The organism is Pseudoalteromonas rubra, from assembly GCF_000238295.3.
GTDB classification, from domain to species: domain Bacteria; phylum Pseudomonadota; class Gammaproteobacteria; order Enterobacterales; family Alteromonadaceae; genus Pseudoalteromonas; species Pseudoalteromonas rubra.
Map to the genome: position 1 here is coordinate 279,007 of NZ_AHCD03000043.1, position 23,622 is coordinate 302,628.

A 23,622-nucleotide genomic window follows, 5' to 3' on the forward strand; every position below is an offset into this window, starting at 1 on the left:
CAATATGCTTGTCCGATTTTGATTTTGCGACCGTTCACATTGAGTGAAGCGGTTCGCCCTTTTTGGATGATCTTACCATACTCCGTTAGATATCTACTTATATGGGGTAAACTCGCCCATTTACTGTGAAAACGCAACTAAAACAATGTAGAGACATGAGGCCAGATAAGATGTAGGGCAGTTGGAGTATGAGTGATGTGCAGGTCAGAATGAGTCACTTAATTTGTGGGATTAGTATAAACTAGCATTATATTGGACTTAATACAGCAGTAAAAATGAGCTCAGCGCTACCCATTCAGGCCGTCTACAATGAACTTGTCTCGCAATTAACTACGCAGCCCCGTGTTTTGTTACAGGCCCCTCCTGGTGCTGGTAAGTCCACCTGGCTGCCGTTACAGCTCATGTTGGATGGGCATTTTAAGCGTATCATTATGCTAGAGCCCAGGCGTCTGGCAGCACGTAATATTGCGGGCTTTCTTGCCGCACAGCTGGGCGAGTCTGTGGGTGAGCGTGTGGGGTTGCGGATCCGTCAGGAGGTCAAAGTCTCTGCCCGCACTCAGCTTGAAATTGTCACTGAAGGTACATTAACGCGTTTGCTGCAGGCTGACCCTGAACTGGATGGCGTTGATCTGCTGATTTTTGATGAATTTCATGAGCGTTCTTTAGCGGCAGATACCGCGCTGGCGTTTGCGCTGGAGTCGCAGATGGCGTTGCGCGATGACCTGCACGTGTTGGTGATGTCGGCGACGCTGGATAGTGAACGGTATCAACAATTTCTGACATGTCCTCTGGTACGCTCTGATGGGCGCAGCTTTCCTATTGATGAAATATATGTGTCGTTAAAAGATGAAAGTCGTTGGCTGGAACACATCCCGGCAATGGTACGCCAGGCCCTAAATGAGCAGACCGGCAGCATCTTAGTGTTCTTACCCGGACAAAAAGAAATTCGTTATGTCTCAGACGCACTACGAGATACCTTCAGTGCTCAGCCGGAGCTGATGTTAGCCACACTATCAGGTGATCAGGACAAACAAGTTCAGCAGGCTGCCATTGAGCCTGCACCGGCGGGCATGCGCAAAGTGGTGCTGACGACCAATGTTGCCGAAACTTCCCTGACCATAGAGGGGATCCGCATTGTTGTGGACAGCGGCAAGCGCCGGGCTGCTCACTACAACTTGCGCACGGGTGTCAGTGAGCTGGTGACACAGTCCATTTCACGTAGTTCAGCGGTACAGCGTGCCGGGCGTGCAGGTCGTATTGAGGCTGGGGTGGTATATCGTTTGGGTAGCAAGGCCTTGTTTGAGCGTCGCGATGCTCATGACCGGGCGGATATTTTGTGTAGTGATCTGAGTGGTCTGATGTTGGAAGCCAAGGTGTGGGGCAGCGAGGTTACTGAACTGGCTTTGCTGGATGCGCCAACGGAGGCTCAGCTGTCTAAAGCACAAGCCCTGTTACGCAGTTTGGAGTTAATTGATGACCGTGACCGCGTCACTGTGCTGGGTAAACAAGTTCAGTCATTGGGCGCAGACCCCAGATACGGCCATATGTTATTAAAGTCAAAAATGCTTGAAGCCGATTACCCGGGAATAACCCGCCTGGGCTGTTATTTTATCGCGCTGCTGGAGAGCCGGGTGTCAGTATCGGCTGAGTTGAGCATCGCATTGCAGCAACAAGCGGCAACACCACATGGGGCTTTTCGCCAGCAGCTGTCATATTGGTTGCGCCGGGCACAACTTCAGCAAGCACAAGGGGAACTGGCGATTGAACATCTGCCAGTCGTAATTGCGCTTGCGTTTCCCGACCGTCTGGCAAAACGTCGCGGGCAGGGCTGGGTGTTAGCCAATGGTGCCGGGGTGAATGCGCACAAAGAATACTGGCTGGATGCCAATTATCTGGCGATTGCCGATCTCGGCGGCCACAAAGGGCTGCAAATCTTCAGTGCAACGGCATTTGAGCCTAAACAGTTATATGCTGCGTTGCCCTATTTGTTTACTGAGCAGGATGTGTGTGAGTTTGAGCAAAAGTCAGGGCAGTTTGTCCACGAGCACCGCATTTGTCTCGGTCATTGGGTGTATCTTGCAAAACCCGCAGCGGGGCCGGTCGACACGGCATTACGCACTCAAGCCTGGTTAACCCTGGTGCGTCAACAAGGGTTGTTGATTTTTAATGCCTATGCAGATTGTGAAGACTTGCTAACTCGAATGGCGCTGGCTCAGCGGCTCTACCCTGAGGAGTTTCGGGCTCAGGATGAACAGAGTTTGCTGATGCGTCTTGAGTCTTGGCTAGGTCCCTATTTAGATAATATTAAGCAATTACCTCAGTTGAAAAAACTCGATCTTTATGCTGCTTTGTTAAGTACACTGGAATGGTCACAGCAGCAGCGTCTTAATGCGTTGCTACCTCAGCGTATTACGGTGCCCAGTGGATCAAATATACGTATTCAGTATCAGCTTGATGGACCCGCTCGTCTGGCGGTAAGGATGCAGGAAGTATACGGCATGAGTCACAGCCCGGTGTTATGTGAAGGACGTTTACCTGTGCTGATGGAGTTGCTCTCACCCGCTCAGCGGCCGCTGCAACTGACTCAGGACTTAGCCCATTTCTGGCAATCCAGCTATCGTGAAGTACAAAAAGAAATGAAAGGGCGCTATCCAAAACACTTCTGGCCGGATGATCCCGCAACCGCTCAGGCTACCAACCGGGTGAAGAGTCGAATGTAGCGCCGATCCAAAAAGGCCTTAAGCTTAAGGTGGTTTTCTTGCCAATGGCGCGTGTGAGCTAATTCCACAATAGAGGAACTGCGAGTGGCACTGTTCTGATTGAGCCGGTTCGCAGAGCACTCTGTGGGTGAACTGCATAGGTAAGCGTCTTAAGTATTGATCATTTCAGCTTTAAATTGCATTTTGTCGCATGATATTTAAAAGTAGTACCTTTAATATTAATATTTTCATGGTAATTTAGTTTTTTGACGTATTTGTCAATAGGGTCTGGCTAAAGTGTTTCTCGGTTACATTTGTGTTAATTTAGGTTTGCAAGTTTGGTTTTGCTTGTTTAACATGAAAGCAGCACGAGGCTAAGACTGTTCTATCTTAAAAAGAAACGTAAGGAAAAGCCCATGAAAGCTTCTATCAATCGAAATGGTCATCGCTTAGGTGTGAAATCTAAAAAACTTAAGCAGTTAACCGATATCAATTTATCACAAGAACAGCTAGCTGAAGTCTTTGGCGGTGGAGGTGGAGCTGATGGTGCCCAACCTACACGGCCCCTCCACTCTGCTCCTTATTGTTGTCAGTAGAGTTTTTATATAAAGGATTGAGCATGAATGAATTTTACATCGTGGCGGGGTGGGGAATACGTTTTCTTGAACTTATCGTTGTGCTTTTTGTAATTTTTTCTTTCAGAAAACATAGCTTTAGCTTATTTTTTGGTGGTAAGTCGAGTTTAAAAACACCTGCCGATCATAAAATGCATTCATGTTTTTTAACCGCGCTGGCTGTACTGGTTTTTCATGCCATCAGTGGTAGTCTAGCAACATACATGCTGGACATAGAGGCGGATAATCAGTTAGTGATCAAGCTGTATTACTTTGTGATCGTGTGCACGACCGCTGCTTATGCTGCCACTTTGTATCTGCTTCATGTGATCAGAGGGTGTTATTTCACCAGAGTGGCACGGTATAGCCTGTATATTACTTTATTCCTGATGTTATTAAATGCCGCCCAATTGCTCTTGAGAGGGTATCTGGGGAATGAGCTGCTGTACTCTATATATGGTCCCGCAACTGTGATTGCGAATCTGTGTGAGTGGCTGATTGTTGCCAAATATCCGTTTTATAAATTTATGGAAACCCGGATCCGGCAGGAGGCTTAAACATGTTGCTACTCGTTCTTACCTCTTTGGCGATTTTTTTGATGCTCGGTATTATTATAGGCGCCTGTATTCAGGGCACCCAATTACATGGGGCAGAGCAAAAAGTGCAGGATTTTTTTACGCGTTTTCGCGCTGAAGAAGACACCAGGCAAGAATTATATGAGTCCGCATACAGAATAGTGATGGATTTGGGTGAGGCGCTGGATGAAGAAGATATTATTGCACAATGTGATGCTGTGCGAAGCGCTCATGATAGAGCACGCGCTTTCAAGGCCCTGGCGAAGGACCAACCGATACCTGACGCGCCGAGAGCAACAGGGCAGGGCCTGAAGGTGGTCAAGTAAGTGCGTTAAGAAGCTGACCTACAGTGGCAGATCAGCGTACTTTTTCGTGTGACCTAAAATGTAATGATAGTCGATACCGCTTCTTCTTCAGCTGTTTCTATCGACATCTTAATGGTCCGTTTTTGCCAGTCTATATCCAGCATGCCATAGTTACTGCCAGACTTATTGATTAAGTGACGGTTACTGGTGGTGAGGTTTGCGATGTCTTTACTGACAACACCAACCTGACCTGTAGGTATTTTCGCGCCACTGTCAGCACAATTACCCCATTCACCTTTAACACCATTGCCACTCTCATCGACTTCGGTGTAACACCAGGGTTTGTCATGATCCCGGGTAATACACCCCTGATAGGTTACCGCGGCATATTTAGCAGGGAATTTGCACTGCTTGTTGTAGTTACCGTCTCCTTTGGTATCGGCATAGACAGGTAAACGCAGCGGGTTTTCGATGTGATATGGCCAGTTTTGTCCAAACCCGGAAGCCGTCACCTCATAAACTCTGGTCATGCCGCCATATTCATTACTGGCAGGAATATCCTTTTGCAGTAACTCACCCCAGTGCTGGTCACCAGATAGGAAGATCACTGCTTTTGCATTACCTGCATTGATTGACTTCTGTACCAACCTGAGCAGGCGCTCACGCTCCAGAGGAACTTCAGCCCAGGATTCGTAACTGGTACCTGACATGTCGGATTCTTGTAGGTTACTTATTGCCTGATCGAACTTTTTACCATCTCCATAGGCACAATAGTTACTCCGATTACGACCCTGATATAAAGGGGGCAGGACCTGTATTCCACTGGCAATTAACTTAATTTCTGATGGCTTGCTGAGCTCTTTCTCCAGCCATTGCCACTGTTGTTCACCCAAAATCGTAGTCGCATCACCTTCACAGGCACCATAGCTGGCAAAGGTAGGTGAGCGAAAATAACGCGCATCTAGCGTGATCACATGGGTTTGTTCGCCTTTTTGTCCCAGCATTTTCGCTTCATAGATACCTGCCTGACCGTTTAGTCTGGGGTCGTCCGCTTTGGCATCAAAGTGACGTAAATACTCCAGCTGGCTTTCGGCACGTTTAGGATAGTGTTTACCGTCGTTGTTACGGCCAAAGTCATGGTCATCCCAGGTTGCCATAACCGGAATTTCAGCAGCCAGAAACTTCTGGTAGTCTGAATTGCGCTTCTTATCATCATATTTTTGGCGCATAGTACTCATGTCTTCGGTGTCTGCGTAAATATTGTCACCTAGCCAGAAAAATAAGTCAGGCTTATGTCCTATCAGGCGTGCCAGAGCAGCAGGCATGTCGCCTTTTGTTTTAAAGCAAGAGCCCAGCGCGACACGATCCAGGCGCTTCTCGGGTTGCGGATGTGTGTGGCTCATCAGGGGATCTGGTGTTTGTGTTGCACATTCTTCCCAACTTCCCTGTTCATCAACATAACACCAGGGGGCACTGTGATTACGTGTCGAGCAGCCGTAAAACTGTTCGCCCTGATAGCTGGAGGGCGTTTTACAGCTTTTTCCGGAAACGGTGGTAAATGCAGGGATGGTTTCAATCCGGACATTACCCCAGCTGGAACCATCGGTGGCCTGTTTAAGATAGCACCACTGGCTACCAGAGTTATTTTTATCCGTTGTGCCCTGATAACTGGCACCCAAATAACTAAATGTGTTCTGACACTGGTCGTAATGCACTTCTGGAGCGCTCAGTGCATGGAAACTGCCAAATACAGTGCTGATGCTGAGCAGTAAGCGTATTGTCTTCATTATTTTACCTGGTATTAACGCAAGCGAAGTAAACAAGTGGCGCTTGCAAGTTCTGTGTGTATTTCCTTTGTTAATTCAACCCAGATGTTCTTTGCAGATAGCATAGTTTGGTGCACGGGCAGCCTCATCCTGTTGAGGAAGGCGCAATTTTAGAGACAGGATGTGAAATAATGTTTTCAACTTTATGTCAAAATAAAGTTGATTGACGCTTTTGCCTTTATTGTTGCGGACTTTTGTTTTGGTGGTGCGTTAAATGAATTAGTGTGCAATAAGAAAGGATTGGAGTGCGAGGAGGTGTCCATTACTTGTGTTTTATAAGTTTATTTTGTTTCCTTGTTGTATCTGCTTGTTTATTTTTTGTTTTCATGAATTTTTTCATTGCTGTTTTTGATTGATTTGGGTTCATTTATGACAATCTAAAATGATTGGTAATGAGCTCTGAAAGGCCATTGCTTCATCATAGTTAAAAGCTTTTTAAGTATGTGAGTGGTTACATATAAAATGGCTCGGTGATGTGCTTTCATGGATTACTTTTACTATTAATAAAAGCAGGATATTCATTTTTTGATTGGATATGCTTTTTAAATTGTTTTTTGTTTTGATTTTTTATTTGACAGACTTTTATCTTTTGTGTTTTATTGAACTCGGTTTTACTAAATAATTAAAAGGAAAGTTAAAATGAAATTATCACTAAAAAAGCAAAACCTAAAAAACCTGAACAAAAAAGAGCAACTGCTGCTTAAAGAGACACGCCAAATCGCAGGTGGTGGCTGGAATACTCAGACTGGATGTTACGAGAAAGGCTGCCAGTATCACTAAGCTTGTCGTTAACTAATTTGTTGACACACTGATTCATAAAGAATAAGGCCGCAAAGTGGCCTTATTTTGATTAAAGAGGGATACTCTCAAGTTCACAGTAAAATACTGACCATTAATATAAGTATCAATGCTGAATAAACCACTCGTGCTACTTTACACCAAATCGCTTGTTATTTTGTGGGAGAGCTTATTACACTTGCGTTCTTTCGCGTTGACCCTCTGAAAGAATAGAACCCCAAACTTACACTGCTCTATTGCTCATATCTGATTGACATCAAAAACCAATTATTAATTACTAGTATCAAAGTATCAAAGTATCAAAGTATCAAAGTATCAAAGGGTATAGGTTGATCTTGCATCTAATTAATTTTAATAACTTAATTCATGTCTAAGGTGCCGTGGTAGTGGAAGTCACATCTCCTTAGTGTCGCATTACTGTACTTTGATATGGTGTTTCAGCTGCTGTTGACGTACCTAACTTATTATTATAAAAGGGTTTCAGTCTCAGTGGCTGTGGTTTGCATTGGCCTATTCTCCCTGCCCGGAGTAGGTTTGTTTTGTACTGTAGGAGTTCACGTGCAATAAAAAACCGTCTGAGTATCGTTGCTGTTATCCCTTTACTTATTACCTGCTTTGTTATCGGTGTTTTGGCCTACCAGGAAGGAAAAGCCGCCGTGACGAAGGAAATTGAAAATAACCTGGTTTCACGTCGTAATGCTATGCAAGCTCAGGTTGAACATTATGTTCAAACTATCTCAGATCAGTTGGTAACACTGGCGGGATCCACAATGGTAGTTGACGCCAGTCGGGCTTTTTCAGGTGCGTTTGCGAGTTATCCGCACGTCCGGGAGGCTGAATTATCTCTGAGCCGCTTTTACGAAACTCAGTTTCTTGACCAGTACAGACAAAAAAACCGGGTGACAGTCTCAGCACGAGTAGCCTGTTTACGCGACTTAAAATGATTGGTAATAAGGTTTGAAAGATCATGATTTCATGATAGTTCAAGGTTTTTTGAGTATGTGAGTGGTTACATATAAAATGGCTCGGTAATGTACTTTCATGGGGTTATTTTACTGTTAAATAAAGCAGGGTATTCATTTTTTTTGATTGTGCATTTTTTTAAAATTGTTTTTTTTGTTTTAATTTTATTTGACAGGTTTTTATCTTTTGTGTTTTATTGAGCTCGGTTTTACTAAATAATTAAAAGGAAAATTAAAATGAAATTATCACTAAAAAAACAAAACCTAAAAAATCTGAACAAACAAGAGCAATTGCAGCTTAAAGAGACACGCCGTATCGCAGGTGGTGCCTGGTTTACGCAGACAGGCTGCTATGAGGACGGTTGTCAGCTCAAATAAGAACCATACATTACACTGAATTCTAAATGTTTAGAGCCACGATAGTGGCTCTTGTCGTCTACCTGATGATCCTAAATCTACCTTTATAAGAATATTCTTATCTAGTCTTTTTCTTGAATTGAAATAATAAAGCATAGCCAGAGTTATACTGCTGACGGGACACAAGAGGAGTCAGATATATGCCCTGTAGCCAGCCAAATATTGCAACCTCTTTACTTATTTTTCATTGGTCATACCTGATTGACATCAAAAACTAATTATTAATTACTAGTATCAAAGTATTAAAGGGTGTAGGTTGATCTTGCATCTAATTAATTTTAATAACTAAATTCATGTCTAAAGTGCCGTGGTAGTGGAAGTCACATCTTGATAGTGTCGCATTACTGTACTTTGACATGGTGTATTAGCTGCTGTTGACGTACCTGACTTCTGATTATCAACGGGTTTCAGTCTCAGTGGCTGTGGTTTGCATTGACCTATTCTCCCTGCCCGGAATAGGTTTGTTTTGTACTGTAGGAGTTCACGTGCAATTAAAAAACCGTCTGAGTATCGTTGCTGTTCTGCTTGCTGTTATCCCTTTACTTATTAGCTGCTTTGTTATCGGTGTTTTGGCCTACCAGGAAGGAAAAGCCGCCGTGACGAAGGAAATTGAAAATAACCTGGTTTCACGTCGTAATGCTATGCAAGCTCAGGTTGAACATTATGTTCAAACTATCTCAGATCAGTTGGTAACACTGGCGGGATCCACAATGGTAGTTGACGCCAGTCGGGCTTTTTCAGGTGCGTTTGCGAGTTATCCGCACGTCCGGGAGGCTGAATTATCTCTGAGCCGCTTTTACGAAACTCAGTTTCTTGACCAGTACAGACAAAAAAACCGGGTGACAGTCTCAGCACGAGTAGCCTGTTTACGCGACTTAAAATGATTGGTAATAAGGTTTGAAAGATCATGATTTCATGATAGTTCAAGGTTTTTTGAGTATGTGAGTGGTTACATATAAAATGGCTCGGTAATGTACTTTCATGGGGTTATTTTACTGTTAAATAAAGCAGGGTATTCATTTTTTTTGATTGTGCATTTTTTTAAAATTGTTTTTTTTGTTTTAATTTTATTTGACAGGTTTTTATCTTTTGTGTTTTATTGAGCTCGGTTTTACTAAATAATTAAAAGGAAAATTAAAATGAAATTATCACTAAAAAAACAAAACCTAAAAAATCTGAACAAACAAGAGCAATTGCAGCTTAAAGAGACACGCCGTATCGCAGGTGGTGCCTGGTTTACGCAGACAGGCTGCTATGAGGACGGTTGTCAGCTCAAATAAGAACCATACATTACACTGAATTCTAAATGTTTAGAGCCACGATAGTGGCTCTTGTCGTCTACCTGATGATCCTAAATCTACCTTTATAAGAATATTCTTATCTAGTCTTTTTCTTGAATTGAAATAATAAAGCATAGCCAGAGTTATACTGCTGACGGGACACAAGAGGAGTCAGATATATGCCCTGTAGCCAGCCAAATATTGCAACCTCTTTACTTATTTTTCATTGGTCATACCTGATTGACATCAAAAACTAATTATTAATTACTAGTATCAAAGTATTAAAGGGTGTAGGTTGATCTTGCATCTAATTAATTTTAATAACTAAATTCATGTCTAAAGTGCCGTGGTAGTGGAAGTCACATCTTGATAGTGTCGCATTACTGTACTTTGACATGGTGTATTAGCTGCTGTTGACGTACCTGACTTCTGATTATCAACGGGTTTCAGTCTCAGTGGCTGTGGTTTGCATTGACCTATTCTCCCTGCCCGGAATAGGTTTGTTTTGTACTGTAGGAGTTCACGTGCAATTAAAAAACCGTCTGAGTATCGTTGCTGTTCTGCTTGCTGTTATCCCTTTACTTATTAGCTGCTTTGTTATCGGTGTTTTGGCCTACCAGGAAGGAAAAGCCGCCGTGACGAAGGAAATTGAAAATAACCTGGTTTCACGTCGTAACGCGATGCAAGCTCAGGTTGAACGTTATTTTAAAACTATCTCGGATCAGGTGGTAACACTGGCGGGCTCCACTATGGTGGTTGACGCCAGTCGGGCTTTTTCAGCAGCGTTTGCGAGTTATCCGCACGCCCGGGAAGCTGAACTATCTCTGAGCCGCTTTTACGAAACTCAGTTTCTTAACCAATACAGACAAAAGAACCCGGGCGACAGTCTCAGTGCGAGCAGTCTGTTTTCGCGACTGAGCCCGACGGCGCGTGGGCTTCAAAGTCACTATATTGCAGCAAACCCCAATCCGCTAGGGAGTAAAGATCAACTGCTGGATGCGGGGGACAACAGTACCTACAGCGCCGTGCACCGCCGTTATCACAAAGCACTGCGCGAGTTTCAGGCACGTTTTGGCTTCTACGATATATTTATTACCAACCCTCAGGGGGATGTGGTGTACTCCGTATTTAAGGAGTTGGACTTTGCAACGTCACTGACCAATGGCCCATTTCGGGAGTCTGGTTTGGCACGTGCCTATGAGGCTGCTCGTGCCCAGCATGTGCGTGAAGGACACTTTGTCGACTTCAGCCCTTATATGCCGTCTTACAATGCTGCGGCCGGGTTTGTCAGTTCTGCGATTTTGGCTGATGACGGCACTTTGCTTGGTACTTTAATATTCCAGCTGCCTGTGGATGAGATTAATCGCATGCTGACGTTGAATGGACAATGGCATGAACAAGGTCTGGGTGACAGTGGTGAACTTTATCTGGTGAATCAAAACAAAGTGTTGCTAAACAACAGTCGGTTTTTTGTGGAAGATCCCGGTGGTTTTATTGCGCAGCTCAGGTCATTTGATGTCGATAAAGACATGGTCGATAACATTGAACAGCAACATACCACCATAGGCACATTGCGAATTGACTCCCCAGGCACCCGGGCTGCGCTGTCAGGCCAAAGTGGCTTTGCTATTTTCTCTGACTACCGGGCTGTCTCTGTGGCATCGGCCTACGCGCCGCTGGAAATCGATGGGCTACACTGGGCGATTGTGAGCGAAATAGATGAAAGCGAAGCGTTCGCCATGATCACCGAATTGAAATACTCTGTGCTTAGATCCTCAGTATTATTTGTGTCTGTGGCGGCAATCCTGGCCAGTGTGGTGGGCTTCTTTGTTGCTAACCGGGTTACACGGCCTGTTATCGCTGCCAGTAAAGCGATCCGTGGCATCGCAGATAATAACGATTTCAGATTGCGTGCACCCGATGAGGGTGATGATGAGATCCGTGACTTAAGCCGCTCGGTAAATAGTCTGGTTGAGCGGCTACAGCAAAACTTTGCTGACTTACTACACAGTGCGCATACGCTTAAACGCGATGCAAGCTCAGGTTGAACGTTATTTTAAAACTATCTCGGATCAGGTGGTAACACTGGCGGGCTCCACTATGGTGGTTGACGCCAGTCGGGCTTTTTCAGCAGCGTTTGCGAGTTATCCGCACGCCCGGGAAGCTGAACTATCTCTGAGCCGCTTTTACGAAACTCAGTTTCTTAACCAATACAGACAAAAGAACCCGGGCGACAGTCTCAGTGCGAGCAGTCTGTTTTCGCGACTGAGCCCGACGGCGCGTGGGCTTCAAAGTCACTATATTGCAGCAAACCCCAATCCGCTAGGGAGTAAAGATCAACTGCTGGATGCGGGGGACAACAGTACCTACAGCGCCGTGCACCGCCGTTATCACAAAGCACTGCGCGAGTTTCAGGCACGTTTTGGCTTCTACGATATATTTATTACCAACCCTCAGGGGGATGTGGTGTACTCCGTATTTAAGGAGTTGGACTTTGCAACGTCACTGACCAATGGCCCATTTCGGGAGTCTGGTTTGGCACGTGCCTATGAGGCTGCTCGTGCCCAGCATGTGCGTGAAGGACACTTTGTCGACTTCAGCCCTTATATGCCGTCTTACAATGCTGCGGCCGGGTTTGTCAGTTCTGCGATTTTGGCTGATGACGGCACTTTGCTTGGTACTTTAATATTCCAGCTGCCTGTGGATGAGATTAATCGCATGCTGACGTTGAATGGACAATGGCATGAACAAGGTCTGGGTGACAGTGGTGAACTTTATCTGGTGAATCAAAACAAAGTGTTGCTAAACAACAGTCGGTTTTTTGTGGAAGATCCCGGTGGTTTTATTGCGCAGCTCAGGTCATTTGATGTCGATAAAGACATGGTCGATAACATTGAACAGCAACATACCACCATAGGCACATTGCGAATTGACTCCCCAGGCACCCGGGCTGCGCTGTCAGGCCAAAGTGGCTTTGCTATTTTCTCTGACTACCGGGCTGTCTCTGTGGCATCGGCCTACGCGCCGCTGGAAATCGATGGGCTACACTGGGCGATTGTGAGCGAAATAGATGAAAGCGAAGCGTTCGCCATGATCACCGAATTGAAATACTCTGTGCTTAGATCCTCAGTATTATTTGTGTCTGTGGCGGCAATCCTGGCCAGTGTGGTGGGCTTCTTTGTTGCTAACCGGGTTACACGGCCTGTTATCGCTGCCAGTAAAGCGATCCGTGGCATCGCAGATAATAACGATTTCAGATTGCGTGCACCCGATGAGGGTGATGATGAGATCCGTGACTTAAGCCGCTCGGTAAATAGTCTGGTTGAGCGGCTACAGCAAAACTTTGCTGACTTACTACACAGTGCGCATACGCTTAAAGAAATGTCGACGGCGCTGTCAGAGCGGGTCGCGGGACTGATTGACGGGGTGAATAAACAGTCTCAGGATTGTGAGCAATCGGCGACAGCCGGGCAGCAAATGCAGCATACGGTTCAGGAGGTGGCAAGTAGTGCGCTGAACACTTCGGAGCAGACTCACCAGGTGAGTACACTGACTTCTCAGACTAATCAGCTGGTGGAGCACTGTGCCGATGTTTCGGAACAGCTGGCCGAGGAGATGGATAAAGTCGGGGAAGTTATGAATGGGTTATCGTCTCAGAGTGAACAGATAGGCAGTGTGCTGGACGTGATCCAGGCCATTGCTGAACAGACCAACTTACTGGCATTGAATGCGGCTATTGAGGCGGCGCGAGCTGGTGAATCAGGGCGCGGGTTTGCGGTAGTTGCAGATGAAGTTCGTGGCCTGGCTCAGCGTACTCAGCAAGCGACAGAAGAAATTGAACAGATGATCAAAGCGCTACAAAGTGGGGTTGGTGAAGCGCAGCAGTCAGTGCAACAAAGTCGTGAGCGTTCTGTCGATAACGCCCAGACATCTGAGCGGGCAAAGGGGTCTTTGATCGATGTGTCTGATGCGATTGAACAGATTGTGGCTATGAATACACAGGTGGCGACAGCAGCGGAGGAGCAGTCGGCGGTGGTTGCACAGATCAGTCAAGCCATTAGTGCCATCAGCGAAGAAGCCAATGGTAATTTGGAACTTAGCCAGGATATTGACGACCGATCACAACATCTGGCGAGGTTGGCCGTACAATTGGACGACATTCTGGCGCGTTATCAGGTGTGATTTTTTCACATGAGCCAGAGTGTAGTGGGCGGGTGCAAAATACTGTATCGGCTCACCCCTTGTTACGGGGGGGATCTTTGGTGATATAAGTGGTCTCACCCAGGGGACGGTACAGACTGGGCTTATCTATCTGGATGGCAGCCAGACGTTGATATAAATGAGGGATCAGCAAATGCGTAAAGCGACCACCATCATGTATTGTACTGTCCAGCCAGGCATTGAGTTCAGCAGGGTCGGGTGGCAGGATCAGAGGGCTCGCTTTGTCATGATAGCGGCGCAATTTAGGATGTGCTGGTAAAGTGATGACTGAGCAGGAGTAGTGCTTTTGCCCGCTGTCCGGGTGGTACCATACTTTATATAATCCGCCTAAACATAATGCCCCGTCTGTGGCGATAAAATCGTAATAATGTTGTGGTTTACCCTGTGCAAACTGGGTTTCTCCAAAGCCTTTTACCACGATAATACAGCGGCTGTAGTGAAACGGCTGATAGGCAGCACTGCCTTTGACATGCAGTTTGTCATAGCGGCTATTGAATGAGGTATATTTAGATGGCTTGAAGCCTTGCCCGGGTTGTGGGTCCAGTAACAACCACCAGGTTGCGTTGCTGAGTTGTCGCTGGCCATTCTCTTCATGCACAATACTGATGCTGTCAGTTGCTTTTTTAAAACGGCCAAAGTGCATTGTCTCTTTGGGGTTTGCAATACCTAACCCTGCTAATACCTCGATCACAAAAGGATCATCGGTGATATTTAATCGTCCACACATACTATGCTCCTGTTGTCTTAATTACTTTAGCTGATTTTGAATGTAACTGCTTGATCTGGATTAAGTGTTTTATGCTTTTCGGATGCCGGAACACGCCTGCTTAGTACGCGTTACTTACTGCATGCTTGCACTTTGCTCAACAGTAATTATACTGTATAAATATACAGTTTGGGGGTGCTATGAGTAATTTAATTGAACTATTAGAGCGTCAGGATCTGGTATGGCAGGGGGCAGGGCTTGCAAAGCGCCAACAGCAAAATGGGGCAGTTACTGCGACGGGGTTTGCTGAATTAGACAAACATCTGCAGGGCGGTTTTCCCAAAGTGGGTGTGGTTGATTTACATACAGAGTTGGGGATTGGTGAACTCAGGTTGTTATTACCCAGTTTGATACAGCAAGACGGCCTGACTGCGGTCATTACACCCCCTGCGCGGCTGAATGCCGATGCATTACAACGTACCGGCATGGACACCAGTAAACTCCTGGAGATCACTCCCGGATCTCCGCAGGAGGCATTGTGGGCCGCTGAACAATGCTTAAAAAGCGGAGCCTGTAACAGTGTGTTGCTATGGCATGGCGAGTTACAGGTACATCAGGTAAAGCGTTTACAACTGGCGGCTAGCACGGGTGAAGCGTGCCTGTATTTACTGCGTCATGAACACCATTGCCAGGGGACGTTGCCGGTGTCTTTAAGCCTGGGTCTTAGTCCGCATGCGAGTGGCCTGAATATCACCATTAAAAAGCGCCGAGGTGGCTGGGCTCAGTCCCGGTTTGCATTAGATATGTCACCACACTGGCCTGAACTGACCGAGCACTTCCATACTCAGCGCAAAGAAATTCCGGATACAGTGCGGCAGTATCGTACTGGCGGATAGTCACCATGACTTTGTGGTTATATTTACATTTTCCTGCTATCCAGCTCGATAAGCTGAAAATCGCAGCGCAGGCGCAACAACCGGATGCTTCACAGTCCGCTGAGGCGCTCGCAGCATCATCCCGGCCTTGTATTGTTGTGGGAGGGCGAGATAACACAGTGATGCAGCTAGATCAGGCTGCTATGCAGCTGGGGATTTCAGAAGGTATGGGACTGGCCGGCGCGGCAGCCCGCAGTCGCGATCTGCTAGTGCATCCGTATGATGAAGCGGATGAAAGCCGGACTATGCGTGAAATTGCCCAGTGGTTGTATCTGATCACTGCCGATATTGCCTTATTTGCCCCCCAGGGACTGTTGTTAAAAGTCAGTGGCATGCTGGCTATGTATCGCGATTTATCTCACTACCTGGCTACGCTGCGTGCACACCTGGACACTCAGTCATTTAGTTACCGGTATGCGTGCGGTTACTCTCCGGAAGCTGCCAGGCTGTTGGCACAGCATCATGGTGCATTAGTGAGTCAGGACTCAGCTGTGCTTGAAAGCGCTTTGCATGGCCTGCCTTTAACGGCTTTATCGCTTCCCTCAAAGCAGCTTGAACGGTTACGGCGGGTAGGGTTTAAAACCGTGGCCGATGTGTTTGCTTTGCCTTTAGTCGAGCTGGGTAAACGCTTTGATTGCGAGTTGGTGCAGTATGTGTCCAGATTACGGGGTAAAGTGCCTCACCCGGTGACTTTTTATCAGCCGGAGCCGGAATTTGAGCGTTATTTACCCCTGTTATATGACATAGAAAATCTCGATTGGTTAAACAAGCCGTTACTTAAACTTTTGGTGCAACAGGAGCAGTTTTTACGCTTACGCAACCGTCATGCCAGACAATTAACACTGACTCTGTATCAACGGGATGCTGAACCGCAGGTACTGGATATTGGTCGCGCAGAAGGCACAGATCGTGCTGATCTCTGGCTGACCTTGTGTGATCTCAAGTTGAGCAATGTGACACTCCATGGCCCAGTACAGGCGATAGGGTTAAAAGTGACCGAGATGAGTCAGCCTGATGAATTGATGCCTGACTTATTTACCGAACGGCGCGGCACCATGACACCAGCCGGGCTGGTTGCGTTATTACAGGCTAAGTTAGGAGAGCAGGCAGTACAGGGGCTGACTGTGTGCGATGATCTGCGCCCTGAACTGGCAAGCGGCTATTGTACGCCATTGAGTGCGCCGGGGGCGTCTTTGTTGGAGAAGCCTGGCAGGCTTATTGCCACAGATTATCTTCGGCCCGCTTTTTTATTACCGAGCACGCAGCCTTTGCAGCATAAGGTGACGGTCCATCTCGGGCCTGAGCGGATCTGTACTGGCTGGTGGGATGCACATGGGGTCGAGCGTGATTATTTTGTTGCTCAGGATGAGCAAGGGCGTTGGTTATGGGTATTCAGAGATCGCCAGCAACGGTGGTTTTGCCACGGAGTTTTCAGCTGATGGCCGCGCATAAATCGACCATGTTCACACTGCCTGCTACGCGAGTAGAGCATGAACAGCAAGCTCTTCAGCATGCAGGGGAGCCACCAGGAGGGATTAAGCAGCCTGGCTATGCAGAGCTGTTTTGTCAAACTAACTTCTCTTTTTTACAAGGGGCATCCCGTCCGGAAGAGTTGGTGAGACAGGCCGGTTTCCTTGCCTATACTGCGCTGGCCATCACTGACGAATGTTCACTGGCTGGGGTGGTGAGAGCCTATACACTGATTAAAAACCAGCAATTGGATTTACAACTGATAGTAGGCAGCCTGATGCGTTTTGAAACGCTGGAGGTGGTGTTGTTATGCCCGGATAAAGCGGCATACAGTGAGCTGTGTAGGGTGATCACCAATGCCCGGCGACGCGCTGAGAAAGGTCATTATCGGTTAGCGGAGTGGGACTTATTGTCGTTGCGTCATTGTCTGCTTATCTGGTTACCAGCAGGCAATGAGCAGGATGAGCAGTGGGGGGCCTGGCTGGCACGTCATCATGAAGGTCGCAGCTGGTTAGGCATACAGCGACATTTGGTCAATCAGGAACAGCGTTTTATTCATCACTGTGAAACGCTGGCAGCACGTTATCAATTGCCTGTCACGGCGTGTGGTGGGGTATTAATGCACCACAGTGAGCGGCTCAGATTGCAACATACACTGACGGCGATCCGCCTGAATCAGCCGATTGAGCAGGTTAAAGGTTCATTACTTGCGAATGCTGAGCGGGCGCTGCGTAGCCGGGAAAAGCTGAGCAAGTTGTTTAAGGCCCCCTGGCTGGCTGAGTCGTTACGCATTGCAAAGCGGTGTACCTTTGATTTGGGATCGCTGCGTTATCAGTATCCTGCGGAGCTGGTTCCTGAAGGCAAAACGGCTATGCAGCATTTACGTGAGCTGGTAGAGGTCGGGCAGCAGCGGCGCTTTGCGCAAGGTGTCCCTGATGAAATTGCTGAGACCATAAACAAAGAGCTGGCACTAATTGAGGAGCTAGACTACCCCTATTTTTTTCTTACTATTCATGATCTGGTGTGTTTTGCGCGTAGCAAAGGGATTTTGTATCAGGGGCGGGGCTCAGCGGCCAACTCCGTGGTGTGCTATTGCCTGGAGATCACTGCGGTTGATCCCCGTCAGGTGTCAGTGTTGTTTGAGCGCTTTATCAGTAAAGAGCGCAATGAACCGCCAGACATAGACGTTGACTTTGAACATGAGCGCCGCGAAGAGGTGATCCAGTACATTTATCACAAATATGGCCGTAAACGTGCTGCGCTGGCTGCAACGGTGATCAGTTATCGCTTTAAAAGTGCAGTCAGAGATGTAGGTAAAGCCCTGGGGATTGAAGCAACCCAGCTTGATTACTTTATTCGCAATGTCAATCGCCGTGATCGGGGGCAAAACTGGCAGACCCAGTTAGCCGAGCTGGGCTTGCAGCCAGAGTCGCTCAAAGGACAGCAATTTATTTCACTGGTCGAAGAAATCATGGGTTTTCCCCGCCATCTTTCACAGCATGTGGGGGGCTTTGTGATCTCAGCTGGCCCCTTGCATGATCTGGTCCCCATTGAAAATGCGGCTATGGCGGAGCGCACGGTTATTCAGTGGGATAAGGACGACCTGGAAAGCCTCAAACTGCTTAAGGTCGATGTGCTGGCGCTGGGAATGTTGAGTGCCATTCGTAAAACGTTTTCGCTCATCGCACAGCATACATCAAGAGAGCTGGATCTGGCTGAGTTAACCCGTATGGGCGACGACCCTCAGGTATACAAGATGCTCCAGCGTGCAGATACCGTCGGCGTATTTCAGATAGAATCCCGGGCGCAAATGAGCATGTTGCCTCGGTTGAAGCCTAAGTGTTATTACGATTTGGTGATCCAGATAGCGATTGTCAGGCCGGGGCCAATTCAGGGCGACATGGTGCACCCTTTTCTGAAGCGCCGTAATGGTGAAGAAGCTATCACTTACCCTTCGGAGCCTGTGAAAGCCGTGCTGTCACGTACCATGGGGGTGCCTATCTTTCAGGAGCAGGTGATTAAGCTGGCGATGGCTGCAGCCGGGTTTTCAGGTGGGGAGGCAGATCAACTACGCCGGGCCATGGCTTCATGGAAAAAAAGCGGCGAACTGATGCAGTTTAAAGAGAAGCTGATCAGCGGTATGCAGCAGCGGGGTTATGAGGTCAGCTTTGCAGAACGTATTTTTGAGCAGATCTGTGGCTTTGGCGAGTACGGATTTCCGGAAAGCCATTCAGCCTCATTTGCTGTGCTGGCTTATGCATCTGCCTGGCTGAAGTACTACTATCCAGCCATGTTTTATACCGCTTTGCTAAACAGTCTGCCAATGGGGTTTTACAGTGCCTCTCAGCTCATTCAGGATGCCAGACGCCATCAGGTTGAGGTGCTGCCTGTGTGCGTGAATGCCTCCGAGTATGATCATCATATTTTCCAACAGCACGACAAGTTTGCGATCCGGCTTGGCCTGCGCCTGGTTAAAGGGTTACAGCGCAACAGCGCAGAGCAGCTGCTGGCAGATCGTCCTGAAAGTGGCTTTGCTGATATGCAAGCATTACAGCGCCTTGGGTTGCCGGGTCATGCATTGGAGAGCCTGGCGTCCGCCAATGCACTTAAAGTGTTACAGGGCGACCGCTATGCTGCGCGTTGGGCGTTGATGGACCAGGAGCAAACGCTCCCCTTGTTTGCCGAGTCCTCAGTGGCTGAGGTGTCATCGTGTGCTTTTCAGCCGGGTGACATGGATGATCTGGTGGAAGACTATGCTGCATTGGGACTTACCCTGGGAAAACACCCGGTGACCTTGCTTGATAATGCCGGTAAACTTGGCCGCTTTACCCGCATGACAGCGCTCAGTGCCTGCCGTCATAAATCCCTGGTAACCGTAATAGGTGTGGTCACTGGCAAACAGGCGCCCGGCACTGCTGGTGGCGTGACTTTTTTTACGCTGGAAGATGATACTGGGAATATCAATGTGGTGGTCTGGGCTGGTACTGCACGCGCTCAGAAGCAGGCGTATCTCAGTGCTAAATTACTCGAAGTAAAAGGCATTGTTGAAAAAGAAGGTGAGGTTATTCATGTCATTGCTGGCAGATTGATCGACCGCAGCGAGATACTGGGCACGTTACATAGTAAATCACGCGATTTTCATTGAGTGCATCATATGCTGTATAGAGCTGGCGTTATAAATTAAAGGTAACCAACAGGCTACCTTTAATGATTTACCATTATCTGCCAGCTAGCAGCGTATACTTCAATTAATGAATACGCTCTAATGTTACCTTACCGCCAGACAGGCCACCGCCGCCATTGTAATCCAGTTTAGCGTAAATTTTGCCACCATCGACCTTGAATTTGATACGGCCAACACCTGATGTGTGATGTACTTTGGCGTATTGACTTGCGCCATTCCAGTTGAAAATAGCGTATTCTTCCAGCACAGGCTCATAGCCATCTCGAATACCTGAGATCATCACTTTATAGGCACTGTTACCTGCAATCGCCATATGTGCGGGTAATGCAATCCAGCTACTGTTTGCAGGTAAACTGATGCTGGCTGTAAGTTTGCCTGGTAAATAGGTTGAATCAGAGTCTGCGCTTGTTGTTCCACCAATGGCCGGGACATGGCCTTTCACTTTGGTGTTTTTCAGAATCACATTGTGTTGCCACCAGTCCTGACCGGTCATGCCATTTACTGTGATCACACCGCCGTTATCGGCTTCAATCACTGTGCGGTAACGATTATTACCGGCACCACCTTGCGCAAAAACACCGTTAATATCAAGTGTTCTGGAATTTTTAACCTTAAATACGGTTTTCACGCCTTCAGCATAGAAGTTGCTGATTTGATTATTCCAGGTTTTGTGTTCCGCGGGCCCGTAGATCTCAACACCCACTTGAGAATTCTGAACGGTTGAGTTTGTGATATTGCTGCCCATAGCTGCAAGTTTGATACCCGTGTGTGAGCCTTCAACATACACGTTGTCGAATACGTTGACATTGTTAAACCAGCCGTTTGGTTCAATATTCCAGTACGCCGGATCACTCCCATTACCATGTAAATGAATGCCATAATTGACGTTGGCAATAAACAGATCCTCAAAGCGGCTCCAGATCACCCATTTACCGTAAATACCATTATCAAACCCGGAAATATCCAGTTTAGAGAAATTTGAGCGATAAGATGCAAATGGGATATCAATTGCAGTGCCTTGCTTAAAGCTTGCCGTTTGGACCAGAGCCAGATCATGGACTTCTACATTATGCGCTACTTTCAGCAGGCTGATATTGGCATTGGTCGTCAGTCGCGACAGATTACGCTTCTCACCATATAACTTAACCCTTGAGTTGTGGGAGCCCTTTACACGTGTTACATCCAGCGTGCTAGAAACATTAAAAGTACCTGCTGGGATGTAGACACTTTTATCATTCTGTACCGCGTAATCTATGGCAGCCTGAATTTGCGCTGAGTCATCACGGTTATCGTTGGCAATGGCACCAAAACGTGAGTCAGTGATTGAAATGGTGTCTGCGTCCAGTGCGGCCGCGGAGGAGGAGATCAGCACAAGACCGATCAAAGAAACCTTGTAGTTCATAATTATCCTTATAAGTTAGATGAAAATATCCAGATAAAAGCTGGGCTATTACCCATTCAAGATACTAATCAGCATAAGGACAAAGTGCACGACTTTATTTTAATTAAGGTGCGTTTATTAAGCCTGAATCGAATGCAATCAGCACATATAAAAATGACAGGCGTGCACCTGTCATTTTAAGCGTCATATTGCATTAACAGCACTAATTTCTCAGCCTGAATTTACGTACCAACTGAGCCAGTTGTTCTGCTTGTTTATTGAGTTCTTGCGCAGACAGGGCGGCAACCTGGGTATCTTGCAAAGAACTCTGGCTGGATTGCTCGATATTTGAAATGTCCTGGGCCATTTCGCTGGCAACCACAGATTGCTCCTCGGTGGCTGTGGCAATAGCCTGGATCATCGCGGCAATTTCTGAAGCGCCCTGCACAATATCATCCAGCTGGGTTCCTGCGGCCTCGGCCATAGACACGCTCTGATCAACCTGAGATACGCTGTTTTGCATAGAGCTGACCGCATGTTCTGTCTGAGACTGAATAGACTGTACGGTTGATACCACTTCTTCGGTTGCCTTGGAGGTCCGCTCTGCCAGGGTTCTTACTTCGTCGGCGACCACCGCAAAGCCGCGACCCTGCTCACCGGCACGGGCTGCCTCAATAGCGGCGTTTAATGCCAGCAGGTTAGTTTGCTCAGCGATGCTGCCAATGACTCCAATCACATTACCAATCTGACTGCTCAGCTCACCCAGGTGAGTGACATTTTCAGCGGTTTTCTGTACGTTTTGTGAGGCAGTTTTTATCTTACTGACGGTTTGTCCGACGGTTTCTCCTCCACCAGATGCTAAAGTACGAGCCTGATCGGCGTGGCTGGCAGCCACCTGACTCTGTGATGCAACTTCAGAGACGGTGGCACTCATCTCTTCAATGGCGGTTGCAACCTGAGTTGACTGATCTGCCGAAGAGCGGCTGCGAGACGCGATTTGGTCGTTGGCCTCAGCAATATCCTGGCTGGAGGTGCGCACATCATCTACCACCTGTGCGATAGAATGCAGCAGCTCGTTCAAAGAGTGGGCCATTTTATTGGTGGCCTCAGCGAGCCCATCAATTTCGTCTTGTCCTTTGTGATCAATGTCTCTGTCAGAGATATCACCGGCACTGATCCGTTCGGCAACCCCCAGCACCTGATTTAGCCTGGAGACGATGGAATTGCTGATCAGATAGGCAATCATCATGCCTAACATTGCCGCAATAAGCGTGATCACAATGATGACAATTGAGATGGTGCTTAATCCTTCAACCAGTAATTCTAACGCGCTAGTGGCATCGTCAATTTCTTCCTGGGCTGATGTGTCGAGCACTTTGGCAACTTCCTCCAGATACTGCTTATTCATTTTCTTAAGCAGCTCGGTGGTTTGTTTAAACGCGTTCGGATCGTAACTTTGAAACACTGCGGCTGCTTCATCGCGAATGTTTTGATACAAACGCTTAATTGTCGCGATATCTCGTTTTTCATTGGGTTTTTGCTCCAACGGGATCAGGAGATTTAAGTACTCTTCAAAGCTGGCTGCATCTTCGTCAAACTCGGCCTTGGCGCCGGCATCACCGTTAGTGTGAGAAATGATAGCTGCGATCATGTCACCCGCTTCATCGACCAGCTCGAGATAGTAGCGAACGCCAGGTAAGTCATCGTTCAGAGACTCTTGCAGGTCGCTGGATTGCATTGCATCATTAAACTCTTGCTCCTTTAGCTTATCCAATAAATCTTCCAACTGGCCTCCAGTGGTGTCATTAAGCCGGTTTACCCGCTCCCGGATCCTTTGGTAGTCCATGGGGTCAAAACGGGCAAAGATTTCCTGATTGACGCGTTGATGGTAGGTTGAGACACTTTTTAAGATATAAGCCATTTTCTCGCGATCTGACTGCTTGGCAGATTCGTATCGATACAGCTCGGAATGTATTTCCTTGAACTTATCAAACAGCTCATTAAAAGATGCTTTTTTACTGGTGTCACCGTTCATATATTCGAGTGCGGCACTTTTCAGCAAGTGTTCTTTGTCAAGTAGTCGACTGTACAAGATCATACCGGGGAGGTCGTCCCCAATGACTTCAGTTGCACGGGCGGTTTCTGTTGCAACTTTAAACCAGACCAGAGTGCTCGATAGCACCATGAGTACAATAAGAATACCAAAGGCAGAGTAGAGCTTGTTGCTGAGTTTCATAGGATCACCAAAA

The 23,622-nt window shown here is 47.2% G+C and carries 18 protein-coding genes; 14 read left to right on the top strand and 4 right to left on the bottom strand.

The window, feature by feature from the left end; genetic code table 11:
• The first annotated feature begins 275 nt into the window (after positions 1 to 275).
• The 4 genes from hrpB to PRUB_RS20925 all read left to right on the top strand — a co-directional run bounded on the left by hrpB (position 276) and on the right by PRUB_RS20925 (position 4,214).
• Positions 276 to 2,720: an ATP-dependent helicase HrpB gene (gene hrpB / locus PRUB_RS20910; protein ID WP_010385116.1), complete on the top strand. Its 2,445-nt coding sequence runs from the start codon at positions 276 to 278 to the stop codon at positions 2,718 to 2,720.
• Positions 2,721 to 3,115: 395 nt separating this feature from the next.
• Positions 3,116 to 3,295 (top strand): hypothetical protein, encoded by a 180-nt coding sequence (locus PRUB_RS20915; RefSeq protein WP_040645389.1) that lies wholly within the window; start codon positions 3,116 to 3,118, stop codon positions 3,293 to 3,295.
• A 23-nt stretch (positions 3,296 to 3,318) separates the two neighbouring features.
• Positions 3,319 to 3,870 carry a hypothetical protein gene (locus tag PRUB_RS20920; RefSeq protein ID WP_010385115.1) on the top strand — a complete coding sequence of 184 codons (552 nt, stop codon included), beginning with the start codon at positions 3,319 to 3,321 and terminating at the stop codon, positions 3,868 to 3,870.
• A 2-nt stretch (positions 3,871 to 3,872) separates the two neighbouring features.
• Positions 3,873 to 4,214: a hypothetical protein gene (locus tag PRUB_RS20925; protein ID WP_010385114.1), complete on the top strand. Its 342-nt coding sequence runs from the start codon at positions 3,873 to 3,875 to the stop codon at positions 4,212 to 4,214.
• 53 nt (positions 4,215 to 4,267) lie between these two features.
• Here the strand turns inward: PRUB_RS20925 and PRUB_RS20930 are convergent, their stop codons facing one another.
• Positions 4,268 to 5,980: an alkaline phosphatase D family protein gene (locus PRUB_RS20930; protein WP_010385113.1), complete on the bottom strand. Its 1,713-nt coding sequence runs from the start codon at positions 5,978 to 5,980 to the stop codon at positions 4,268 to 4,270.
• A gap of 678 nt (positions 5,981 to 6,658) precedes the next feature.
• Between PRUB_RS20930 and PRUB_RS20935 the strand changes: the two genes are divergently transcribed.
• The 7 genes from PRUB_RS20935 to PRUB_RS20965 all read left to right on the top strand — a co-directional run bounded on the left by PRUB_RS20935 (position 6,659) and on the right by PRUB_RS20965 (position 13,658).
• Positions 6,659 to 6,799, top strand: a complete 141-nt coding sequence (locus PRUB_RS20935) for a hypothetical protein (protein ID WP_155946376.1) — start codon at positions 6,659 to 6,661, stop codon at positions 6,797 to 6,799.
• A gap of 674 nt (positions 6,800 to 7,473) precedes the next feature.
• Complete coding sequence (locus PRUB_RS20940; RefSeq protein ID WP_010385112.1) at positions 7,474 to 7,761, top strand: hypothetical protein; 288 nt, start codon at positions 7,474 to 7,476, stop codon at positions 7,759 to 7,761.
• 255 nt (positions 7,762 to 8,016) lie between these two features.
• On the top strand, positions 8,017 to 8,157 hold the full coding sequence (locus tag PRUB_RS20945) for a hypothetical protein (RefSeq protein WP_155946375.1): 141 nt from the start codon (positions 8,017 to 8,019) through the stop codon (positions 8,155 to 8,157).
• Between the two features lie 524 nt (positions 8,158 to 8,681).
• Positions 8,682 to 9,080, top strand: coding sequence for a hypothetical protein (locus PRUB_RS20950; protein WP_198452400.1), 399 nt, complete (start codon positions 8,682 to 8,684; stop codon positions 9,078 to 9,080).
• A gap of 255 nt (positions 9,081 to 9,335) precedes the next feature.
• Positions 9,336 to 9,476 carry a hypothetical protein gene (locus PRUB_RS20955; protein ID WP_155946375.1) on the top strand — a complete coding sequence of 47 codons (141 nt, stop codon included), beginning with the start codon at positions 9,336 to 9,338 and terminating at the stop codon, positions 9,474 to 9,476.
• Between the two features lie 524 nt (positions 9,477 to 10,000).
• Positions 10,001 to 11,524 carry a HAMP domain-containing protein gene (locus tag PRUB_RS20960; protein WP_198452401.1) on the top strand — a complete coding sequence of 508 codons (1,524 nt, stop codon included), beginning with the start codon at positions 10,001 to 10,003 and terminating at the stop codon, positions 11,522 to 11,524.
• On the top strand, positions 11,487 to 13,658 hold the full coding sequence (locus PRUB_RS20965; RefSeq protein WP_198452402.1) for a methyl-accepting chemotaxis protein: 2,172 nt from the start codon (positions 11,487 to 11,489) through the stop codon (positions 13,656 to 13,658). The genes PRUB_RS20960 and PRUB_RS20965 overlap by 38 nt, the downstream gene beginning before the upstream one ends.
• 52 nt (positions 13,659 to 13,710) lie before the next feature.
• Here the strand turns inward: PRUB_RS20965 and PRUB_RS20970 are convergent, their stop codons facing one another.
• The gene (locus PRUB_RS20970; protein ID WP_010385109.1) at positions 13,711 to 14,424 is read right to left on the bottom strand and encodes an SOS response-associated peptidase family protein; all 714 of its coding nucleotides are present in this window, start codon (positions 14,422 to 14,424) and stop codon (positions 13,711 to 13,713) included.
• A 179-nt stretch (positions 14,425 to 14,603) separates the two neighbouring features.
• Between PRUB_RS20970 and imuA the strand changes: the two genes are divergently transcribed.
• From imuA to PRUB_RS20985, 3 genes are read left to right on the top strand one after another with little or no spacing between them, the layout of a single operon-like run.
• A complete protein-coding gene (imuA, locus tag PRUB_RS20975) occupies positions 14,604 to 15,299 on the top strand; it encodes a translesion DNA synthesis-associated protein ImuA (RefSeq protein ID WP_010385108.1) in 696 nt (231 codons plus the stop codon).
• A gap of 5 nt (positions 15,300 to 15,304) precedes the next feature.
• On the top strand, positions 15,305 to 16,777 hold the full coding sequence (locus PRUB_RS20980; protein ID WP_010385107.1) for a Y-family DNA polymerase: 1,473 nt from the start codon (positions 15,305 to 15,307) through the stop codon (positions 16,775 to 16,777).
• Positions 16,723 to 19,953 (top strand): error-prone DNA polymerase, encoded by a 3,231-nt coding sequence (locus PRUB_RS20985; RefSeq protein ID WP_242065282.1) that lies wholly within the window; start codon positions 16,723 to 16,725, stop codon positions 19,951 to 19,953. Before PRUB_RS20980 ends, PRUB_RS20985 begins: the two co-directional genes overlap by 55 nt.
• Positions 19,954 to 20,056: 103 nt before the next feature.
• Here PRUB_RS20985 and PRUB_RS20990 read toward each other — a convergent pair whose 3' ends face one another.
• Positions 20,057 to 21,394 (bottom strand): glycosyl hydrolase family 28-related protein, encoded by a 1,338-nt coding sequence (locus PRUB_RS20990; RefSeq protein WP_010385105.1) that lies wholly within the window; start codon positions 21,392 to 21,394, stop codon positions 20,057 to 20,059.
• Between the two features lie 202 nt (positions 21,395 to 21,596).
• Entirely contained in the window at positions 21,597 to 23,609 is a 2,013-nt protein-coding gene (locus PRUB_RS20995) for a methyl-accepting chemotaxis protein (protein ID WP_010385104.1), read from the bottom strand.
• Positions 23,610 to 23,622 lie beyond the last annotated feature (13 nt).